Origin of the sequence: Hydrosulfovibrio ferrireducens, assembly GCF_046883345.1 — a bacterium.
Lineage (GTDB): Bacteria > Desulfobacterota > Desulfobulbia > Desulfobulbales > Desulfurivibrionaceae > Thiovibrio > Thiovibrio ferrireducens.
The window spans coordinates 40,165-55,828 of the sequence record NZ_JALKCW010000008.1; the positions used below are offsets into that span (position 1 = coordinate 40,165).

Sequence of the window (15,664 nt, forward strand, 5' to 3'; positions counted from 1 at the left end):
GCGATTTGACAGGCTCACCGCGAACGGGGGTATTCTATTTCCATTTCAACCGTGAAACCAAGACACTGTAAGAGCGGCTTCAGCCGCGATGTCCTGTGGTTTCGCGGCTGAAGCCGCTCCTGCCGACAAGCTCGTTTTGATTTAGAAATGGAATTACATGCTAAGCCGCCAGCTCCGCCACGCTGCCGTTGAGGGAAACCTCCATGGCCCGAGCCGGGCAGACGGAGACGCAGAGGCCGCAGGCCGTGCATTTTTCCTCGTCGAACAGCACCGCCATGTCGGGCCGGTGGAGGGAGAGGGCGCCGGTGGGGCAGACGCCGGTGCAGGCCCCGCATTGATAGCATTTTTCATCATCGCGGTGGATATTGCCGGCCATGCTTTTTACCGTTACCCCCATCTCGTTGAGATAGGCGATGCCCTTCTTGACATTGGCCTTGTGGCCGAGGAATTCGAGGACCATGACCCCTTCCTGCTGAAGCAGGATGGTGGCCTTGAGGATGTTGAACTCAAGGTCGTATTTCTTGACCAGATTGCTGATGATGGGCTGGTCGATGACTTCCTTGGGAAACTTCAGAACATAGATTCTCGTATTCATGGCTGCGCCTCCAAGTGGGCGGAAAGCTGGTCTAAAACAGTCTCCACCGGCAGATCGGTTGACAGGGTTATGAGCTGCCCCGGGGCAAGTTCAGCCGGGGGTTCGAACCGCTCTTTCTGCTTCAGGTAAATCTCCCAGCGCCCGTCCGATACCGCCTGCGGGTCAAGAGCCCTTTGGGCCATGCGTCGCTTCATTTCCTCTTCCGGACAGACACAGAGCACACAGTATAGCCGAACCCCCAACCGCTGCGCAAGCATCCGCACCTGGTCGCGGTCGGCCTTGCGCTGGTAGGAGGCGTCAAGCACCACGCCTTGGCCTTGGGCCAGATCATGTTCGGCCCGTTCGAGCAGGGCGCCATAGGTTTTGGCCGTGAACTCGCTGGTGTAGATCCCCTGATCCGCGGTTTCGCGCTGGCGGGCGTGCGGGGAGAGACCGGCCAGCTCTTTGCGCACCACGTCGGAGTTGTAATAGCGAAGCGTGCGTCGCGTAGCCCAGGCCTGGGCTACGGTGGACTTGCCCGTGGCGATCAGGCCGAAAAAGATGAACAGCTCAGGCTGCGGCATAGCGCTCAGCCAGGGCGAAGTATTTTTTGGCCTGGTTCAGGCAGTTCTCGGCGGTGGCTGGATCAACCTCCGGGGCATGGGCGGTAAACAGTCCGATCTTGCCGCGCACATAAGCCCGGTAGCATTTATAGAAGTTGAGCATGGGCAGCAGGGTTGTGTCGTTCGCAGCCCGGCAGAATCGTTCGACAAAATACGCGGAAAGTTCGGGCAGGCCGTGGAAATCGAGATCCATGGCCAGAAAGGCCACGTCGCTGGCCACGTCGCAGTAGCGGAACCGCTGGTTGAACTCGATGCAGTCGTAGATGTAGATCTCGTCGGCCAGGCAGATATTGGCGGAATAGAGGTCGCCGTGGCAGTCGCGGACCCTCCCGGCAGCGATGCGACCGGCAAAGAGATCCTCATGTGTGAGAAAATCGCGGGCGTAGCCGCTGATTGCCTCGAACTGCCCTTGGCTCAGGGCGGCGCAGCCGACAAATCCCTGGGTCTGCTCAAAATTTTCCAGCACATTGACGCTCACCGCCTGGGCCGTGCCGAATTGTTCAATGGCAGGGCCGCTCTCTGCCTTGGCGTAAAAGGGGACCAGAATACCGATGATTCTATCGAGGATATCCTTGGTGAGCCCGCCCTGGGCGATGACCTTGGCCATCATCCGCTCTTCCGGCATCCGCGCCATTTTCACCGCGTATTCCACCGGGGTGCCGGGGCCGTCCAGGGAAAAGGTCCCGCCCTGCTCGGTGATCGTCGCCAAGCCAAGGTACAGGGAGGGGCACAGCCGCCGGTTGAGGACCAGCTCCTCTTCGCAAAAATGCTTGCGCTGTTCCAGGGCGGTGAAGTTGAGAAAGCCGAAATCAACGGGTTTTTTGATCTTGTAGACAAAGTCGCCGGCCAGCAGCACATAGGAGATATGGGTTTGCACCAGGGTTATTTCCGGCGCGGGATGCGGGTATGCGTCGGATTGAAGCAGGGCCTGGATGAATGGCGGCAAGGTTGAATCAGCCATGAGAAAGCCTCCCGGGTAGGGCTTATGCCGAGATTCGGCGGGAATATCGCACAGACAGCACACGAAAAGTGCTGATCATAACAGAATCATTTATTTCCGTAAACCATGGAGCAGTAACTCGGCAAAGGCGCTGGCAGCCACAGTTGCTCCGGCGTGGTTTGAAAATATATTTCATATCTTTTTCGAATCAGGCCGAGAAGATAAGTGAGAGCAGCCTGCAACCACGTTATCACAGGGGAAAGGAAAAATGACCCAGGCGAACAGAGAGATCCTCCTTGTGGACGATACGGCGGTACTCCGCAATATCATGAAGATCCAGTTGCAAGGGATGGGGTTTTTCAATATTCACGAAGCCCCGGATGGCAGCGAGGCCTTAAAAATCCTGCATGCCACGAGGATAGATCTGGTCATTTCCGACTGGAACATGCCGGTGATGAGCGGGTTTGAGTTGCTGCGTGAGATACGCTCCAGCGAGGTGTTGAAAGACATCCCCTTTATCATGGTGACGGCGGAGGCCACCACGGCCAAGATCAGCATGGCCGTGCAGCTCAAGGTGGATGAGTTGATCCTCAAGCCCTTTACCATGGAGATTCTCGAACGAAAAATCAATCGGGTCATTCACTGAGACTGATCCTGCCGCAATAGCTTGGGCGGAATTGGATTCAAGCCGCGCAAACTCTCCAAAAGCGTATCCACATCGAAACCGGCGCACTCCCGCCGGTTTTTTTCGAGTGTTGCCACGGCCCGATCGGCCATCTTGGCCCCTGCCTCGAAATACCCATACTCCCCTTTGATATAAAAGCCCGCCGCCCGGATCATGGCCTGGAGAATCTCTTTTTCCACGCCATGCGCCCCATGCCACGCCTGTTCCAGAATTTCGTGGACCTCGAAAAAAAGCTCCAAATCCCACAGCACCAGCGCCTTGGCTAGGGGGGTGAGGGCCTTGGTGCGGTTGATGGTCGTCAGGGCCAAGGCGTACCCCGCCAGTCTCGCCTCGATATAGGCGACATAGGGCGCGGCCAACCCCGGGTGCAGATATCGGGCGGCAACGGCGCGGACCGGGGCAAGATCATTCTGGGCCAAGGCCTGGGGCAGGGCCGCGGAAAGCCCATTGCGGATATCGCGGCTCAGGCGGTCCTGAAACGGCTCAAAGCGAGGAGAACTCATGGCGATACTTATTTATAGAGATCCGGGTAGAGTTTTTTCAGGCAATCCGGGCAGATGCTGTGGGTGAAATCGACCGAGGCCTTGGCGGAGATGAATGCTTCCACGCTACTCCACGCGGCCGGGTCATGGGGATCGCCATCGGGGCTGCGGATTTTCTTGCAGGAGGCGCAGATGGGCAACAGGCCGTGCAGGGTGTTTTTAATCTCAAGAAGCATTCTGATCTGGACGTGGAGGCCAAGGAGAACGAAGATCGCCCCGGACAGAAAGACGAGGCCGACGAGGAACTCGCCGACAAAGGGGAGATCAAGGAAAAAGATCCCGGCCACCAGGCAGTAAATCAGCAGGAAAAAAAACATCAGCCCGCGATGCAGACGCAGGGAGCGGATGATCGGCGGTTTGCTGCGCTCGGGGATGAAGGGGGTGAGGATGTGCAGTTCCCGGGCCTTGAGGAAGCTGAAGAGCATGACCACTGCTCCGATCAGGATCATAACGATGCTCAGAATGTGCTGCATGGCGAAGGGACGCTCCTCGTGATTTGATTGATGGAACCTGTGACAATAACAACGGTGCTTCGACAGGCTCAGCACGAACGGTAGTTATTTGAAATTATTGATTTTGTCGTTCGTGCTGAGCCTGTCAAAGCACCGTTGTTGCGAGTCCATCATGTTTTTTCAAGTATAGGCATTATTTGTTCAGGAGGCCATTTTTTTCCGAAAAAGACCGTTGTTCTCACAGACTGCAGGCGCTGGGTCAAGGGTGAGGGTGATAAGGCTGTTCGGGTTCGCCTGGGTGAGGTGGGCGCCGTTTGGGCCGGAGAGAGAAAGCACGGTGTGGGCGGTGTTGTTGAGGCCGCGATCCAGGTATTCCACCCGGTCGCCCTTCGCGATGGGGTTGCGGGTCTCAATAACCGGCTGGGTGCCTGCCTGGCGGACGATGCCCACCGGGGCATAGTCGTAGCTGATCATGGGGCCGTCGTAGAGCATGTCGGCTGTGCTTGGCGGCTGGTCGAAGAAGTTTTCCGTGTAGCCGCGGGAACCGATTTTCAGCAACTCCTCCCGGAAGGATTCGGGCAGGGCGGCGTCAAGCCCCTGCGCACCCCAGTAATCAAGGGCTGCCCGGTAGAGGCGGGTTATGGCCCCCACATAGTAGACGCTTTTCATCCTCCCCTCGATTTTGAGGCTGTCCGCCCCACCCCGGATCAAATCGGGCAGGCGGTGCAAGAGGCAGAGGTCCTTGGCGTTGAAGATATAGGTGCCGCGGCTGTCTTCCTCCACCGGGAAGAACTGGCCCGGCCGTTTTTCCTCTTCCAGCCGGTAGTGGTAGCGGCAGGGATGGGCGCAGTTGCCCTGGTTGGCGTCGCGGCCGGTGAGATAGAGGCTCAAGAGGCAGCGGCCCGAATAGGAGATGCACAACGCCCCGTGCACGAAGATCTCCAGCTCCGCCCCGGTGGCCTGCCGGATCTGGGTGATCTCGGCCAGGGAAAGCTCGCGGGCCAGATTGAGCCGTTTCACCCCTTGGCCCACCCAGAAACGGACACTTTCCAGGTTGGTAACATTGGTCTGGGTGCTGAGATGGATGGGGATTTCCGGCGCCACCCGTTGGGCCACGGCAAGGATGCCCGGATCGGAGATGATCAGCCCGTCCACCTTGGCCTCTTGCAGAGCGGCCAGATACTCGGGCAGGTCGGCAAGATCGTCATTGTGGGCAAAGATGTTGAGGGTGGTGTATACTTGGACACCGCGCTCGTGGGCATAGGCTGTGGCCTGGCCGATTTCCTCGTCGCTGAAATTGGTGGCATGGGCCCGGAGGCTGAATTTCTTGCCGCCGAGATAGACTGCATCCGCACCGTAGTGGATGGCGGTCTGCATCTTTTCAAAATTGCCTGCTGGGGCAAGAAGTTCCGGGAGTTTCATCAACAAGCCTTTTCGTGCTGGGGATCGGATGGCAGAGCGTTTCGCAACGACTATACACCAAAAAAATATTGTTGTCGCCATGAGCGGCGGCGTTGATTCTTCGGTGGCCGCCGCCCTGTTGCAACAACAGGGGGCGCGGGTGCAGGGCGTTTTCATGGCCCTGGCCCAGCCCGATCTGGCTGAGCAACTGCAGCGGGTCCGGGCGGTGGCCGATTTCTTGCGGATTCCCCTGACCGTGGTGGATCTGGCCGAACCTTTCCAACGGGAGGTGGTGGACTATTTCTGCGCCGGCTATTTTGCCGGGAAAACCCCCAACCCCTGCGTGGTTTGTAACCGCACCATCAAGTGCGGCCTGCTTTTGGATCGGGCGCGGGAGGGTCTTGGGGCGGATCTGCTGGCCACCGGCCATTATGTCCGGATCAGCGGGGAAGGGGAAGCCGGGTATCGGTTGCTCAAAGGGATTGACCCCACAAAGGATCAATCCTATTTTCTCGCGCTGCTCAGGCAGGAGCAACTGGCCCGCCTCTGCTTTCCCTTGGGGGATTTCCGGAAGGAGGAGGTGTACGAGCTGGCCGCCGGTTTTGGCTTGGCGTTTCGGGATACTCCGGAGAGTCAGGATATCTGTTTTCTGAAGCACCAGTCGGTGGCGGAGTTTCTCGCTGTTCATTCCCCGGGGCAAGGGCGACCCGGCCCGATGCTGACCTTGCAGGGCAAGGAACTTGGGCAACACGCGGGCATCCATCATTATACCATCGGCCAGCGGCGGGGATTGGGTCTGCCGGACGCCACCCCCTGGTATGTGGCAACGCTTGATCCGGAGCGCAACGTGGTGGTGGTCGGTAAGGACGCGGATCTCTGGCAGCGGGAGATGGTGCTGCCGGTTGTGCATTGGTTGCGCGGCCATCCCCCATCCTTGCCCCATGTCTGCGCGGTGAAAATCCGTTCCCGGCATCCAGCCTGCCAGGCAGAGATCGTTGGCTTTGATACCGGGGTGCGGCTGACTTTTGCCGAGCCGCAGCGGGCCGTGACCCCCGGCCAGTTTGCGGTTTTTTATGAGGGAGAGGAAGTTCTGGGATGCGGCGAGATTGCGCGCTGAAGCGAAATTTGTGTCTGGCAGCCGCAGCGGAAAAAAGATACACTGAGAGCGATGCCGCGTTTGCCAAGCCCTTGTTTGCCAGGCTTGCAAACAGGCCCTGATCACCGGAAAAAATCAAGGAACATCATGAGCGCATTCATCTCCAAGACCAAGATTGTGGCCACCCTGGGCCCGGCCTCTTTTTTGCCGGCCGTGCAGAGGCGGCTGATGGCAGCCGGAGTTGATGGCTTTCGCCTGAATCTCTCCCACGGAGACTTTGAGGAACACGCCGCGGTGATCGCCAGCCTGCGGAAAATCAGCGGGGAGATGGGGAGGCCGGTGGCCATTATTGTTGACCTGCCCGGCCCGAAAATGCGGCTGGGCATGGTGCCAAAGCCGATCACCGTGCGGCGGGGGGCCAAGGTCCGTTTCTGGCCCGCAAGCCAGGCCCGTCCAGGGAAGGGTATCTTTCTGCCCCATGAAATTTCCGGGCTGGCCCAAGGGGTGCGGCCCGGCTCCATCATCTTTGTCGGCGACGGCATGATGCAGTTCAAGGTCAAGTCCATCGAGGGGGAGATCATTGAAACCGAGGCCCTGGTGGCCGGGGTGGTCCGATCCAACAAGGGGGTCAATATCCCCGGCTATAATACGCCTTCCGGGGTGCTCACCGAGGAAGACAAGCGCGGCATCGCCTTTGCCATTCAGCACAAGGCCGATGTCATCTGCATCTCCTTTGTCGGCAGCCCCGAGGATATGCTGGCCGCCCGCGCTCTCCTGCCGCAAACCGGGAACTACCGCCCCTGTCTGTTGGCCAAGATCGAGCGGCGGCAGGCAGTGGCCAACCTGGACTCCATTCTGGCGCAGGCCGATGCGGTGATGGTGGCTCGGGGCGATTTGGGCATCGAGCTGCCCATCGAGGAGATCCCCGGGCTCCAGAAGGACATCATTCACCGGGCCAATATGGCGGCCAAGCCGGTGATCGTCGCCACCCAGATGCTTTTGTCCATGGTGGACAACGCCCGGCCCACCCGGGCCGAGGTCACCGACGTGGCCAACGCCATCCTGGACGGCGCCGATGCCATCATGTTTTCCGAGGAGACGGCCATTGGCCATGATCCGGTGGCCGTGGTCCGCATTGCCAAAAAAATTGCCCGGCAGACCGAGCGCCGCCTGGTCAAGAGCGGCGGGGTTGCCTTGGAGGTCCGGGCCGCGATCCGCTCCGAAGACAGCATCGATGATCTGATCAGCAGCGCCACCTGCGATGTTTTGGAGAACCGCACCGTGGACCTGGCCGTTACCCCAACCGCCACCGGGGCTACGGCCAGGCGTATCGCCCGGCTGCGGCCCCGGCCCTGGATTGTGGCCGTCACCGATAACCAGACGGTCCGCAATATTCTTGCCCTTTCCTCCGGGGTTTTCCCCCTGTACGTATCCTCCGTTTCCCTGTCGGACCGCGAGCTGGCCGAGTTGCTGAAAGGCGCCGGGCTGGTCCGGTCCGGGACGCAGCGGCTGGTGATCACCGCGGGCAGTCTCACCGGGGTTGCGGGGACCACCAACAGCCTCAAAATCATCGATGTTTCGTAACCGTTCAGCAGCGGAGCTTCGCGGCTGAACGGTTACACGAGCAGAGGTGCCGGAAAGCGGCCTTGTTGTTGCAACTCCGGAGCACACACAGTATGGCACAGACATGAAGAGCACAGGCCAGAACAAAAAAAAGATTGCCCTTACCACCCTGGGCTGCAAGGTCAACCAGTTTGAGTCGGCTGCCTTCCTTTCGGAACTCGCCCAGCGGGAAGTGGAGCTGGTTCCCTTTTCCCATCCGGCGGATATCTATATCATCAACACCTGCGCGGTGACGGCCAGGGCCGGGGCGCAGTCCCGTCAGTTGATCCGGCGGGCCTTGCGCGCCAATCCCGAGGCCCGGTTGATCGTGACCGGCTGCTATGCCCAGATTGGAGCCCAGGAGATTCTCGAGATCGCCGACAGCCCCATCTGCATTGTGGGCAACGGTTGCAAGCACCGCTTGGTGGAAGTGGCCCTGGCCGACCGCCACTGTGATCTGGAAATGCATCTGGGCGATATCGGTGGGCACAAGGAGATTTGCCCTCTTACCGTCACCAGCTTCGGATCGCGGACCAGGGCGTATCTCAAGGTGCAGGACGGCTGCAACAGTTTCTGTTCCTACTGCATCGTGCCCTATGCCCGGGGGCGCAGCCGCAGCCTTGATCCGGACAAGGTGGTGGCCCAGGCCGAAATCTTTGCCGCCCAAGGCTACAAGGAACAGGTGCTCACCGGCATCCACCTCGGCCATTATGGTCAGGATCTTACCCCCAAAACCAACCTGCGCGAGTTGCTCGGGCTGCTTGTCGCCCGGGACCTGCCGGTGCGCTACCGTTTGAGTTCGCTCGAGCCCACCGAGATTACGGACGAGCTCCTGAATCTCATGGCCCAATCGGCCTCAGTGATGCCCTATCTGCATATTCCCTTGCAGAGCGGGGATGATGGGATACTCAAGCGGATGAACCGCCGCTATCCCGCCGCCGCCTTTGCTAAAGTGGTGGAACGGAGCGTGGCGAGCCTGCCGGACGCAGCCATCGGCGTGGACGTGCTGGTCGGTTTTCCGGGCGAGGACGAGGAAGCCTTTGCCAACACCTACCGCCTGCTCGAATCATTGCCGGTGAGCTATCTCCATGTCTTTCCCTACTCGAAAAGGCCGGGAACCCCGGCCGCCGCCATGGCTGATCAGGTTCCCAAACCGATCAAGGAGGAAAGGGTTGCGCGCTTGCGGGATTTGCATCATACAAAACGGAGCGGTTTTTACCGCAAGCATCTGGGCAGCGTCCGCCAGATCCTGGTGGAAGGACGCAAGCAGGGATGTTTGCTCAAGGGCTATACCGGCAATTATATCCCGGTCTCCTTTGCCGGGGACAGCGGGCTGGTGAACCAGTTGGTTACGGTGCGGTTGGAAGAGCTCACCGAGGATGGGGTGCTGGGCCGGATTGTTTGAACTGATTGACTTCAAAGGGATGAAACTGCTTGTCGGAGAATTTTTTGCATGGTTTCTAGCGAAGACTCGCGGGTCAAAATCCTCTGCATTCTGCATCTGGTCATATCAATACCTTTCCCTCAAAAATGCCACATGGGACGAAGACACCAACATCTTCCCAGACATTTCCCAAGAGTCCATCGACCGTCTCCTGGATGACATCAAGGTCTCACTGAAAAACGAGGATCCGGGCAAAGCCTTTTATGGAAAGCAACCGTCCTCATTGCCAGGGGCACGGTGCAGCAATGCCAAGAAAACGCTCCTATCTGGAAGGCCTCTATGTTGACGGCGCACCCAGCATTGCCTATCGTAAAAATTCTGTCAAGACGGCGTGACAGGAGCGCTTTGCCCCCTGCAAAGAAATAGGGAGAGTGGTCCTGATTTCCCTCAAGACAACCATGCAATCGAGCCGCAGAAAAAAACAGTTTCAAATATCGCAAATTGCGATATACTGGATTGAACCATGCACGTGATCGCCAAGAAAGCGCTGGAGGATTTCTGGAAAATTCATCCGACCGCCAAGTCTCCCCTGGAATCCTGGTACAGGGTGGTCAGCAGATCAAGCTTCTCCAGCTTCAGCGATGTGCGGGAAACGTTTCGGTCGGCTGACTACGCGAATGCGTACACGATTTTCGATATAGGCGGCAACAGCTTCCGGATCATCGCCGTGATCCACTACAACCGGCAAAAGGTCTACATCCGGCATGTGTTCACCCATCCCGAGTATGACCGCTGGTGCAAACAGAACAGGAGTAAAGGAAAATGATCCCCGCAGGCCAGGCCATTGATCCGGCGGTAATCGCTCCGGCGTGGCGCTCGTTGCAAGAAGCGCTGCCGGTTCGCCTTACGCCCATCCGCACCGAGGCACAATTTGCAGAGGTGGTTGCGTTGCTGCACAGCCTCATCGATACAGTCGGCGACGACGCAACCCATGAGCTGGCTGATTTCCTCGATCTGGTCGGACAACTGGTCGAGGATTACGAGACACAACATCATCCCGTCCCGGAAGCGGAACCACGAGCCGTTCTTCGGTTCTTCATGGAGCAGCACGGACTCAAGCAGACCGATCTGTCCGAGGAGATCGGCGGGCAATCCGTGGTAAGCGAGATCCTGACGGGCAAACGCGAGATCAACGCCAGGCAGGCCAAGGCCCTGGCGGCACGATTCGGGGTTTCTCCGGCGGTTTTTATTTGAGCAAATTCAAAAACAAAAATATGGGAGATATTCCTGTTTTCCCTTGAGGAGGCCATCCGCTACGGATCGGAAAACGGCGCCAAATTCTTCAGCCTGGAGAAGCTGGGCAGGCTGACGGTGGGGCGAAAAGCAACCTTCCTCATTGCCAGGGGCACGCTACAACAGTTACCAAGAAAACTCTCCTATCGGGAAGGCATCTATGTTGACGGCGGCCCCCGGCACCGCCTATCGGGAAAATCCTGTCAAGATGGCGTGACAGGATTTAAGTTAAGATGTCCCCGGAATTTTTAATGCTTTTTTAAATTCCCAGCGAACCATTATTGCAATACACATTAAAAATGTATAATATATTCAAAACATAGATTCACAATATTCGCTTTTTGTATCCAGTCTGGAGGCATTATGACAACTAGAAATAAGGCTGAAAAGTTCATTGAACTGGCTAACAAGCGGGTTAACAAAGCACTGAAAGACTTACAATTAATTGGCAACTTAGCCAATAGGCAAAATTATGAATTTACCGATGAACAATCGAAGAAAATAGTGAGAGCGCTTCAACAGGAGATTGACATAATCAAACAATGTTTTCAGCGTACAGATGAGATTGGACGTAATGATTTCAAGCTATAAGGGGTAAGCGTAAACCTAATGTGTGATAGTCCGTTAATAGCAGGAGCTTTGTTTTCCGGGATAGGGGGATTTTGTCTTGGTTTTGAAAAGGCAGGAATAAAAACTGCGTGGGCAGTCGAGAATGACCAGATGGCGGTGGCGACCTATGCACACAACATAAAAGGTGTTCGCATAGTGGAGCATGATGGTAAGCCTGCAAGTGTTAAAGACTTAACTATTAAGAAGGACGACCTAGAGCCTGTAGATATTCTGCATGCTGGCTTCCCATGTCAAAGTTTCTCCCAAGCTGGAGACAGGAAAGGATTCGACGACCCGAGAGGTCAGCTTTTTTATGAAGTCATACGTATAGTAAAAGAATTCAAGGATCGCAAACCTTCCGTCATCGTGCTTGAGAATTCTCCGCACATACGCCATGGCGACGGCGGAAGTTGGTTCATTGAATTGACAAAGGAGATAAAGAAAGCCGGTTACTGGTTCCGGGATACTAATTGCGCAGAGCTTGACCCCTATTTCTTGACGCCTCTGCCCCAAAAAAGGAATCGACTTTTCATGGTGGCATTATCCATTGATCATTTTAAAAATGGCAAAATGCTCTTCCCCAACAAAAAGGATGAGAGTCCTAAAAACCTTGCCGACTATATAGATTTCTCCAGTTCGCTGGATGATGACAGCTACTATCTGCACGAAGAAAATCGTTATCATAAAATGATTAGTAATGAAGTTGAAGATAAAGCATGCATATATCAGTTACGAAAATTTTTGGTGCGGGTGAAAGAGCCGGGGGTCTGTCCAACTTTGACGGCAAACATGGGTCTTGGGGGGCATAACGTCCCCTTCATTCATGACGCCAAGGGGTTACGGAAGTTGACAGAGTTGGAGTGCTTAAAACTACAAGGCTTTCCTGAAGGCTATACATTCCCCGAAGAGGTGCCCAGAGCCAAAAGATACATCCAGGCGGGGAATTCCGTCGCTGTACCGGTTGTAGCCCTACTGGCCAAAGCAGTCAAAGAAAAAATCGAAAAGGAGCGGCTATGACATCAGCAGTTGATATAGGGTGGCATCACCCGGTGGATGAATCAGACCAATGGGACGGCTTTAATGAGTCAGGGATAGCGCATTTTGCAGGGAGTCCTATTCGTCACCTGGCGCGAGAAGTGAATCAAAACGCCTTGGACGCCGTTGATACCGACATTGTTGAGGTCAAAATACGACTCCATACCGTAGAGATATCACATATACCCCACCTAGCTGAGCTCAAAGACAACTTGCTTTCTTGCCATGAAGCATCAAAGAAGGAAAGCAAGAAGGCCAAAATATTTTTCGAGGACGCTCTGGCTGAGCTGGAAAAACCAAAAATTTCTGTGCTGGAGATTTCAGACTACCACACACGCGGAATGAAGGGGCCATCCGAAAACGGAACGGCGTTTTTTGCTTTCATGAAAGCAAAAGGTCAGTCTCGCAAGAGTAGTGACATCGCCACGGGGTCTTACGGCATCGGAAAATTTGCACCATACGCTGTATCAAAAATCAGGACAATTTTCATCTCGACCGTATATCAGGATGATTCGGGGACCTACACTCAATTAACTCAAGGCAAGTCTATTCTTATGTCTCACGACAAAGACGGCAAACGCAAGCAAGGCGTGGGCTTCTGGGGGATCCGAGAAAAATGCCAGCCGATCAACGGCGTATCCCCGGACCTGCCTTCATGGATCCAACGGGTCAACAATGAAGCCGACCTCCCGACTGGCAAAGGCAGTAAGTTGACTATATTGGGGTTTGATGCAGCCCAACACTGGCAGACACACCTGGCAGTTTCCGTTGCAGAAAATTTCTTCGGAGCCATTAGCGATGGAAAGCTCAGGGTTGAAGTGGATGGCAAATACACTCTGGATCAGACCACCATTCATAATTTCTTTGAAGACGATGAAATCAGAGGGCTGATTAAAAAATTAAAAGACGAACCCGAACAGTTTGACAACAGCAAAAACTATCTGGTAGCACATCATGGCGGGATCGAGGTGATCACCGAGGAAACGGAACAACGCGAACTTGGGTTATGCCAACTCAAAATATTGATCGGCGACAACTTACCCAAAAAAGTCTGTGCGCTACGGAATGGAATGTTCATCACGGACAGTTTGAACCGCCTTCGGATATTTTCCGACTTCAAGAATTTCGTGGCGGTCTTCCACTGTCAGAGTAGCAAGGGTAATGAATTGCTTCGGTCGATGGAACCACCCAGACACGATAATTTTGAGCCTGCGCTCCTCCCGACGAAAGAAGATAGAAGAAGGGGCAAAAAGGCGCTGGATGACCTAGCTGAATGGGTGAAAGAAATGCTCAAAAAGCATGCCAAAGACCCGGTATCCGAGGTGACCACCATTGATGAGTTGAAGGATTTTTTCGGAGATGAAGGTGACGGGGATGGAGGAAAAGGCACGGAAGAAATCAATCCCTATGGCAAGGTCATCTTTCAAGCCAAACCCATCCGGACCAGAGTGACGGTCGGCAAGAAAGTGAGGGCTGGCGACGACATTGGCGATGGCGATGGTGGCGAAGGTGGCGGTGGCGGACTCGGCGCTGGTGGTGGGAACGGGCGTGGGGGCAAGGGAGATGGCGATGGTGGCGAAGGCGGCGGATCGCAAAAAGCCATGGTGGATATCAACAATGTCCGCGCCATATTATCCAGCACAAAAAACAGAAAGATAGCCTTCACTCCCGTATCATCGGGAAAAATTGTGCTTCATGTAAAGGAAGCCGGGGCAGACAGCGATTACGATGTTGCCATTGTAAAATCGGAGCAAGGCATTCTGGACAAGGGCGGTGTGGTTTTGGACGTGCAGGCAGGAAAACGGATTAGTTTGGATATCGAATTAAATCAGGATTTCTCAGGAGCATTGAAGGTGGTGGCCCATGAAATTTGATAAATACAAGGCGTTTCCATACCCGGTTTTACGCCCCGGTAGCGACGATTACAAAGATGGCGAATTTCAGGCTACTGTAGAATTTGCTATAGAAGGGAACAATATAAAAGCCTGCATTGGCTATGCTCTATCGGCTACGGAAATCACGGATGAGATAGCCAAGGGGAATGCCGCATATGTCTGCATGATTTCTTGTCGCGACACCTATTTCCAGCAAGTCATCTCGACCGCTAAAAGAAAAATGGAAGTGGATTTTGATAGTGGCGCTTTGCGTGGAGAGGTACGGGTCAATCCCTATGTGGTGGTCAAGAAAGACATCTCGGAATTCACATCGCCCGACATTAATGCAGAATTCGGATCAGGCCCTTTTAACTTCGTGGAAGGCGATATACTTGCGCAAGACGAAGCTCAAATTTTTTATTTCGACCGAGACCTGTTCAGGCCTATTACATCGGTATTCGACTTGGTCAAGAAAGATGACTTGATGGACGGGATATGGACGGTTGGCTTTGAAGAGAATCACATCCAAATTGAAGTCAGCCCCAAAATGAAAGAGTCCATAGATGCCGCAAGAAACGATCAGAAGAAGCGGATCGTTCTTTTGAATTCTATCTATTTCGCAGCCGTGATGCAGGCCGTTCAGAAATTAAAAGACCCAGAAGAAAGCTATGATGGAAAGAAATGGGCAGAGGTCATCCGCAGGCAAGCGCACAACAAAGGCTTAAGCCTGGATAGCCACGATGCTTACTACATCACCGAAATCCTGATGCAACAACCCATTATGCTACTGAATGCCTACGTGTTTAAAGGAGCAATCCAATGAAAGCGCGATTCTTAAAATCAAGCAAAGTTCAAGAACTCATGTCTAAAATCAGTGAAAATCTAGAGTTGTACCGGAATGGCGATTTCGATTTTATGACCAATGACCCCGCTCATTATTTTGAAACCGACCTAGACATCCAGGAAGATATGTTATCGGCAATCAGTTGTGACAAAAACGATTTCAACGAAGTGAAATGTTGCATGCAGATGTATGAGGCTTTGGGCGCAGTTTCGCACTACCTTGCCAGAGATGAGCGCCTTTGGATTTATCTGTCCCATACCTTCTTGTTGAGCTACGGGCGCACTCGGTGGCCAATCCCCATAGATGACGAAGAAGCCGTCAAGCATATTAAGGCACACTTTTTCTGTGAGGGGGCACGTGGCGTGGAAAGAGACAACGTGGCTTCCCGTTTATGGTGGATGGCCTCACTGTGCAACCGGACGACAGACATGACACTCGAAGATGCATTGACCTGCTTTCTACATCAGTCCGATGTTCGTGCGAATATTGTTGAACGTCCGACAACATCACAAAATGTGCGTGTATTTTCGGCGGTATTGAGCAAACTCAACGAATCATACAAGTCGGACAAAACCTTATTCAATCGGGAGAGGTTTCGCTCGGTTATGAAAGGGCTTAATCTCAGGGGGGGAGTTAAACTCCTGGGAGCCCTTTCCGAAAAAAGAATCATGCACATTCTGGAGGAATGTATAGCACAGGCGAGCTGAAGT

General features: G+C 54.8%; 18 protein-coding genes and 1 pseudogene. 13 read left to right on the plus strand and 6 right to left on the minus strand.

What is annotated here, in order from left to right; all coding sequences use genetic code 11:
- Positions 1 to 160: 160 nt before the first annotated feature.
- From MWR57_RS02550 to MWR57_RS02560, 3 genes are read right to left on the minus strand one after another with little or no spacing between them, the layout of a single operon-like run.
- On the minus strand, positions 161 to 595 hold the full coding sequence (locus MWR57_RS02550; protein WP_423123216.1) for an NIL domain-containing protein: 435 nt from the start codon (positions 593 to 595) through the stop codon (positions 161 to 163).
- Entirely contained in the window at positions 592 to 1,158 is a 567-nt protein-coding gene (locus tag MWR57_RS02555; RefSeq protein ID WP_423123217.1) for a P-loop nucleotide/nucleoside kinase family protein, read from the minus strand. Before MWR57_RS02555 ends, MWR57_RS02550 begins: the two co-directional genes overlap by 4 nt.
- Positions 1,145 to 2,158, minus strand: a complete 1,014-nt coding sequence (locus MWR57_RS02560; RefSeq protein WP_423123218.1) for a hypothetical protein — start codon at positions 2,156 to 2,158, stop codon at positions 1,145 to 1,147. The genes MWR57_RS02555 and MWR57_RS02560 overlap by 14 nt, the downstream gene beginning before the upstream one ends.
- A 247-nt stretch (positions 2,159 to 2,405) precedes the next feature.
- On the opposite strand from MWR57_RS02560, the gene MWR57_RS02565 reads away from it, so the two are divergent.
- Positions 2,406 to 2,783: a response regulator gene (locus tag MWR57_RS02565; protein ID WP_423123219.1), complete on the plus strand. Its 378-nt coding sequence runs from the start codon at positions 2,406 to 2,408 to the stop codon at positions 2,781 to 2,783.
- Here the strand turns inward: MWR57_RS02565 and MWR57_RS02570 are convergent.
- From MWR57_RS02570 to MWR57_RS02580, 3 genes are all read right to left on the minus strand, one after another.
- Positions 2,777 to 3,325, minus strand: a complete 549-nt coding sequence (locus MWR57_RS02570) for a DUF309 domain-containing protein (RefSeq protein WP_423123220.1) — start codon at positions 3,323 to 3,325, stop codon at positions 2,777 to 2,779. The two genes, MWR57_RS02565 and MWR57_RS02570, sit on opposite strands and share 7 nt — an antisense overlap.
- Positions 3,326 to 3,333: 8 nt before the next feature.
- Positions 3,334 to 3,837 (minus strand): hypothetical protein, encoded by a 504-nt coding sequence (locus MWR57_RS02575; RefSeq protein WP_423123221.1) that lies wholly within the window; start codon positions 3,835 to 3,837, stop codon positions 3,334 to 3,336.
- A gap of 180 nt (positions 3,838 to 4,017) precedes the next feature.
- Complete coding sequence (locus MWR57_RS02580) at positions 4,018 to 5,238, minus strand: peptidase U32 family protein (RefSeq protein WP_423123222.1); 1,221 nt, start codon at positions 5,236 to 5,238, stop codon at positions 4,018 to 4,020.
- 28 nt (positions 5,239 to 5,266) lie between these two features.
- Between MWR57_RS02580 and mnmA the strand changes: the two genes are divergently transcribed.
- The 12 genes and pseudogenes from mnmA (at position 5,267) to MWR57_RS02635 (ending at position 15,661) form a co-directional block, all read left to right on the plus strand.
- Complete coding sequence (mnmA, locus tag MWR57_RS02585; protein WP_423123223.1) at positions 5,267 to 6,334, plus strand: tRNA 2-thiouridine(34) synthase MnmA; 1,068 nt, start codon at positions 5,267 to 5,269, stop codon at positions 6,332 to 6,334.
- Positions 6,335 to 6,460: 126 nt separating this feature from the next.
- Entirely contained in the window at positions 6,461 to 7,897 is a 1,437-nt protein-coding gene (pyk, locus tag MWR57_RS02590) for a pyruvate kinase (protein ID WP_423123224.1), read from the plus strand.
- A 103-nt stretch (positions 7,898 to 8,000) separates the two neighbouring features.
- Complete coding sequence (gene mtaB / locus MWR57_RS02595; RefSeq protein WP_423123225.1) at positions 8,001 to 9,320, plus strand: tRNA (N(6)-L-threonylcarbamoyladenosine(37)-C(2))-methylthiotransferase MtaB; 1,320 nt, start codon at positions 8,001 to 8,003, stop codon at positions 9,318 to 9,320.
- A 48-nt stretch (positions 9,321 to 9,368) separates the two neighbouring features.
- A pseudogene (locus MWR57_RS14425) lies at positions 9,369 to 9,570 on the plus strand (hypothetical protein); the annotation flags it as partial.
- Between the two features lie 252 nt (positions 9,571 to 9,822).
- Entirely contained in the window at positions 9,823 to 10,125 is a 303-nt protein-coding gene (locus tag MWR57_RS02600; RefSeq protein ID WP_423123226.1) for a type II toxin-antitoxin system HigB family toxin, read from the plus strand.
- Positions 10,122 to 10,553: a helix-turn-helix domain-containing protein gene (locus MWR57_RS02605; protein WP_423123227.1), complete on the plus strand. Its 432-nt coding sequence runs from the start codon at positions 10,122 to 10,124 to the stop codon at positions 10,551 to 10,553. The genes MWR57_RS02600 and MWR57_RS02605 overlap by 4 nt, the downstream gene beginning before the upstream one ends.
- 54 nt (positions 10,554 to 10,607) lie before the next feature.
- The gene (locus MWR57_RS02610) at positions 10,608 to 10,844 is read left to right on the plus strand and encodes a hypothetical protein (protein WP_479723935.1); all 237 of its coding nucleotides are present in this window, start codon (positions 10,608 to 10,610) and stop codon (positions 10,842 to 10,844) included.
- A gap of 111 nt (positions 10,845 to 10,955) precedes the next feature.
- Entirely contained in the window at positions 10,956 to 11,183 is a 228-nt protein-coding gene (locus tag MWR57_RS02615; protein WP_423123228.1) for a hypothetical protein, read from the plus strand.
- 18 nt (positions 11,184 to 11,201) lie between these two features.
- Positions 11,202 to 12,218 (plus strand): DNA cytosine methyltransferase, encoded by a 1,017-nt coding sequence (locus MWR57_RS02620; protein ID WP_423123229.1) that lies wholly within the window; start codon positions 11,202 to 11,204, stop codon positions 12,216 to 12,218.
- Positions 12,215 to 14,110, plus strand: coding sequence for a hypothetical protein (locus MWR57_RS02625; RefSeq protein ID WP_423123230.1), 1,896 nt, complete (start codon positions 12,215 to 12,217; stop codon positions 14,108 to 14,110). Before MWR57_RS02620 ends, MWR57_RS02625 begins: the two co-directional genes overlap by 4 nt.
- Positions 14,100 to 14,933, plus strand: a complete 834-nt coding sequence (locus MWR57_RS02630; protein WP_423123231.1) for a hypothetical protein — start codon at positions 14,100 to 14,102, stop codon at positions 14,931 to 14,933. Before MWR57_RS02625 ends, MWR57_RS02630 begins: the two co-directional genes overlap by 11 nt.
- Positions 14,930 to 15,661, plus strand: coding sequence for a DUF6339 family protein (locus tag MWR57_RS02635; protein ID WP_423123232.1), 732 nt, complete (start codon positions 14,930 to 14,932; stop codon positions 15,659 to 15,661). Before MWR57_RS02630 ends, MWR57_RS02635 begins: the two co-directional genes overlap by 4 nt.
- Positions 15,662 to 15,664 lie beyond the last annotated feature (3 nt).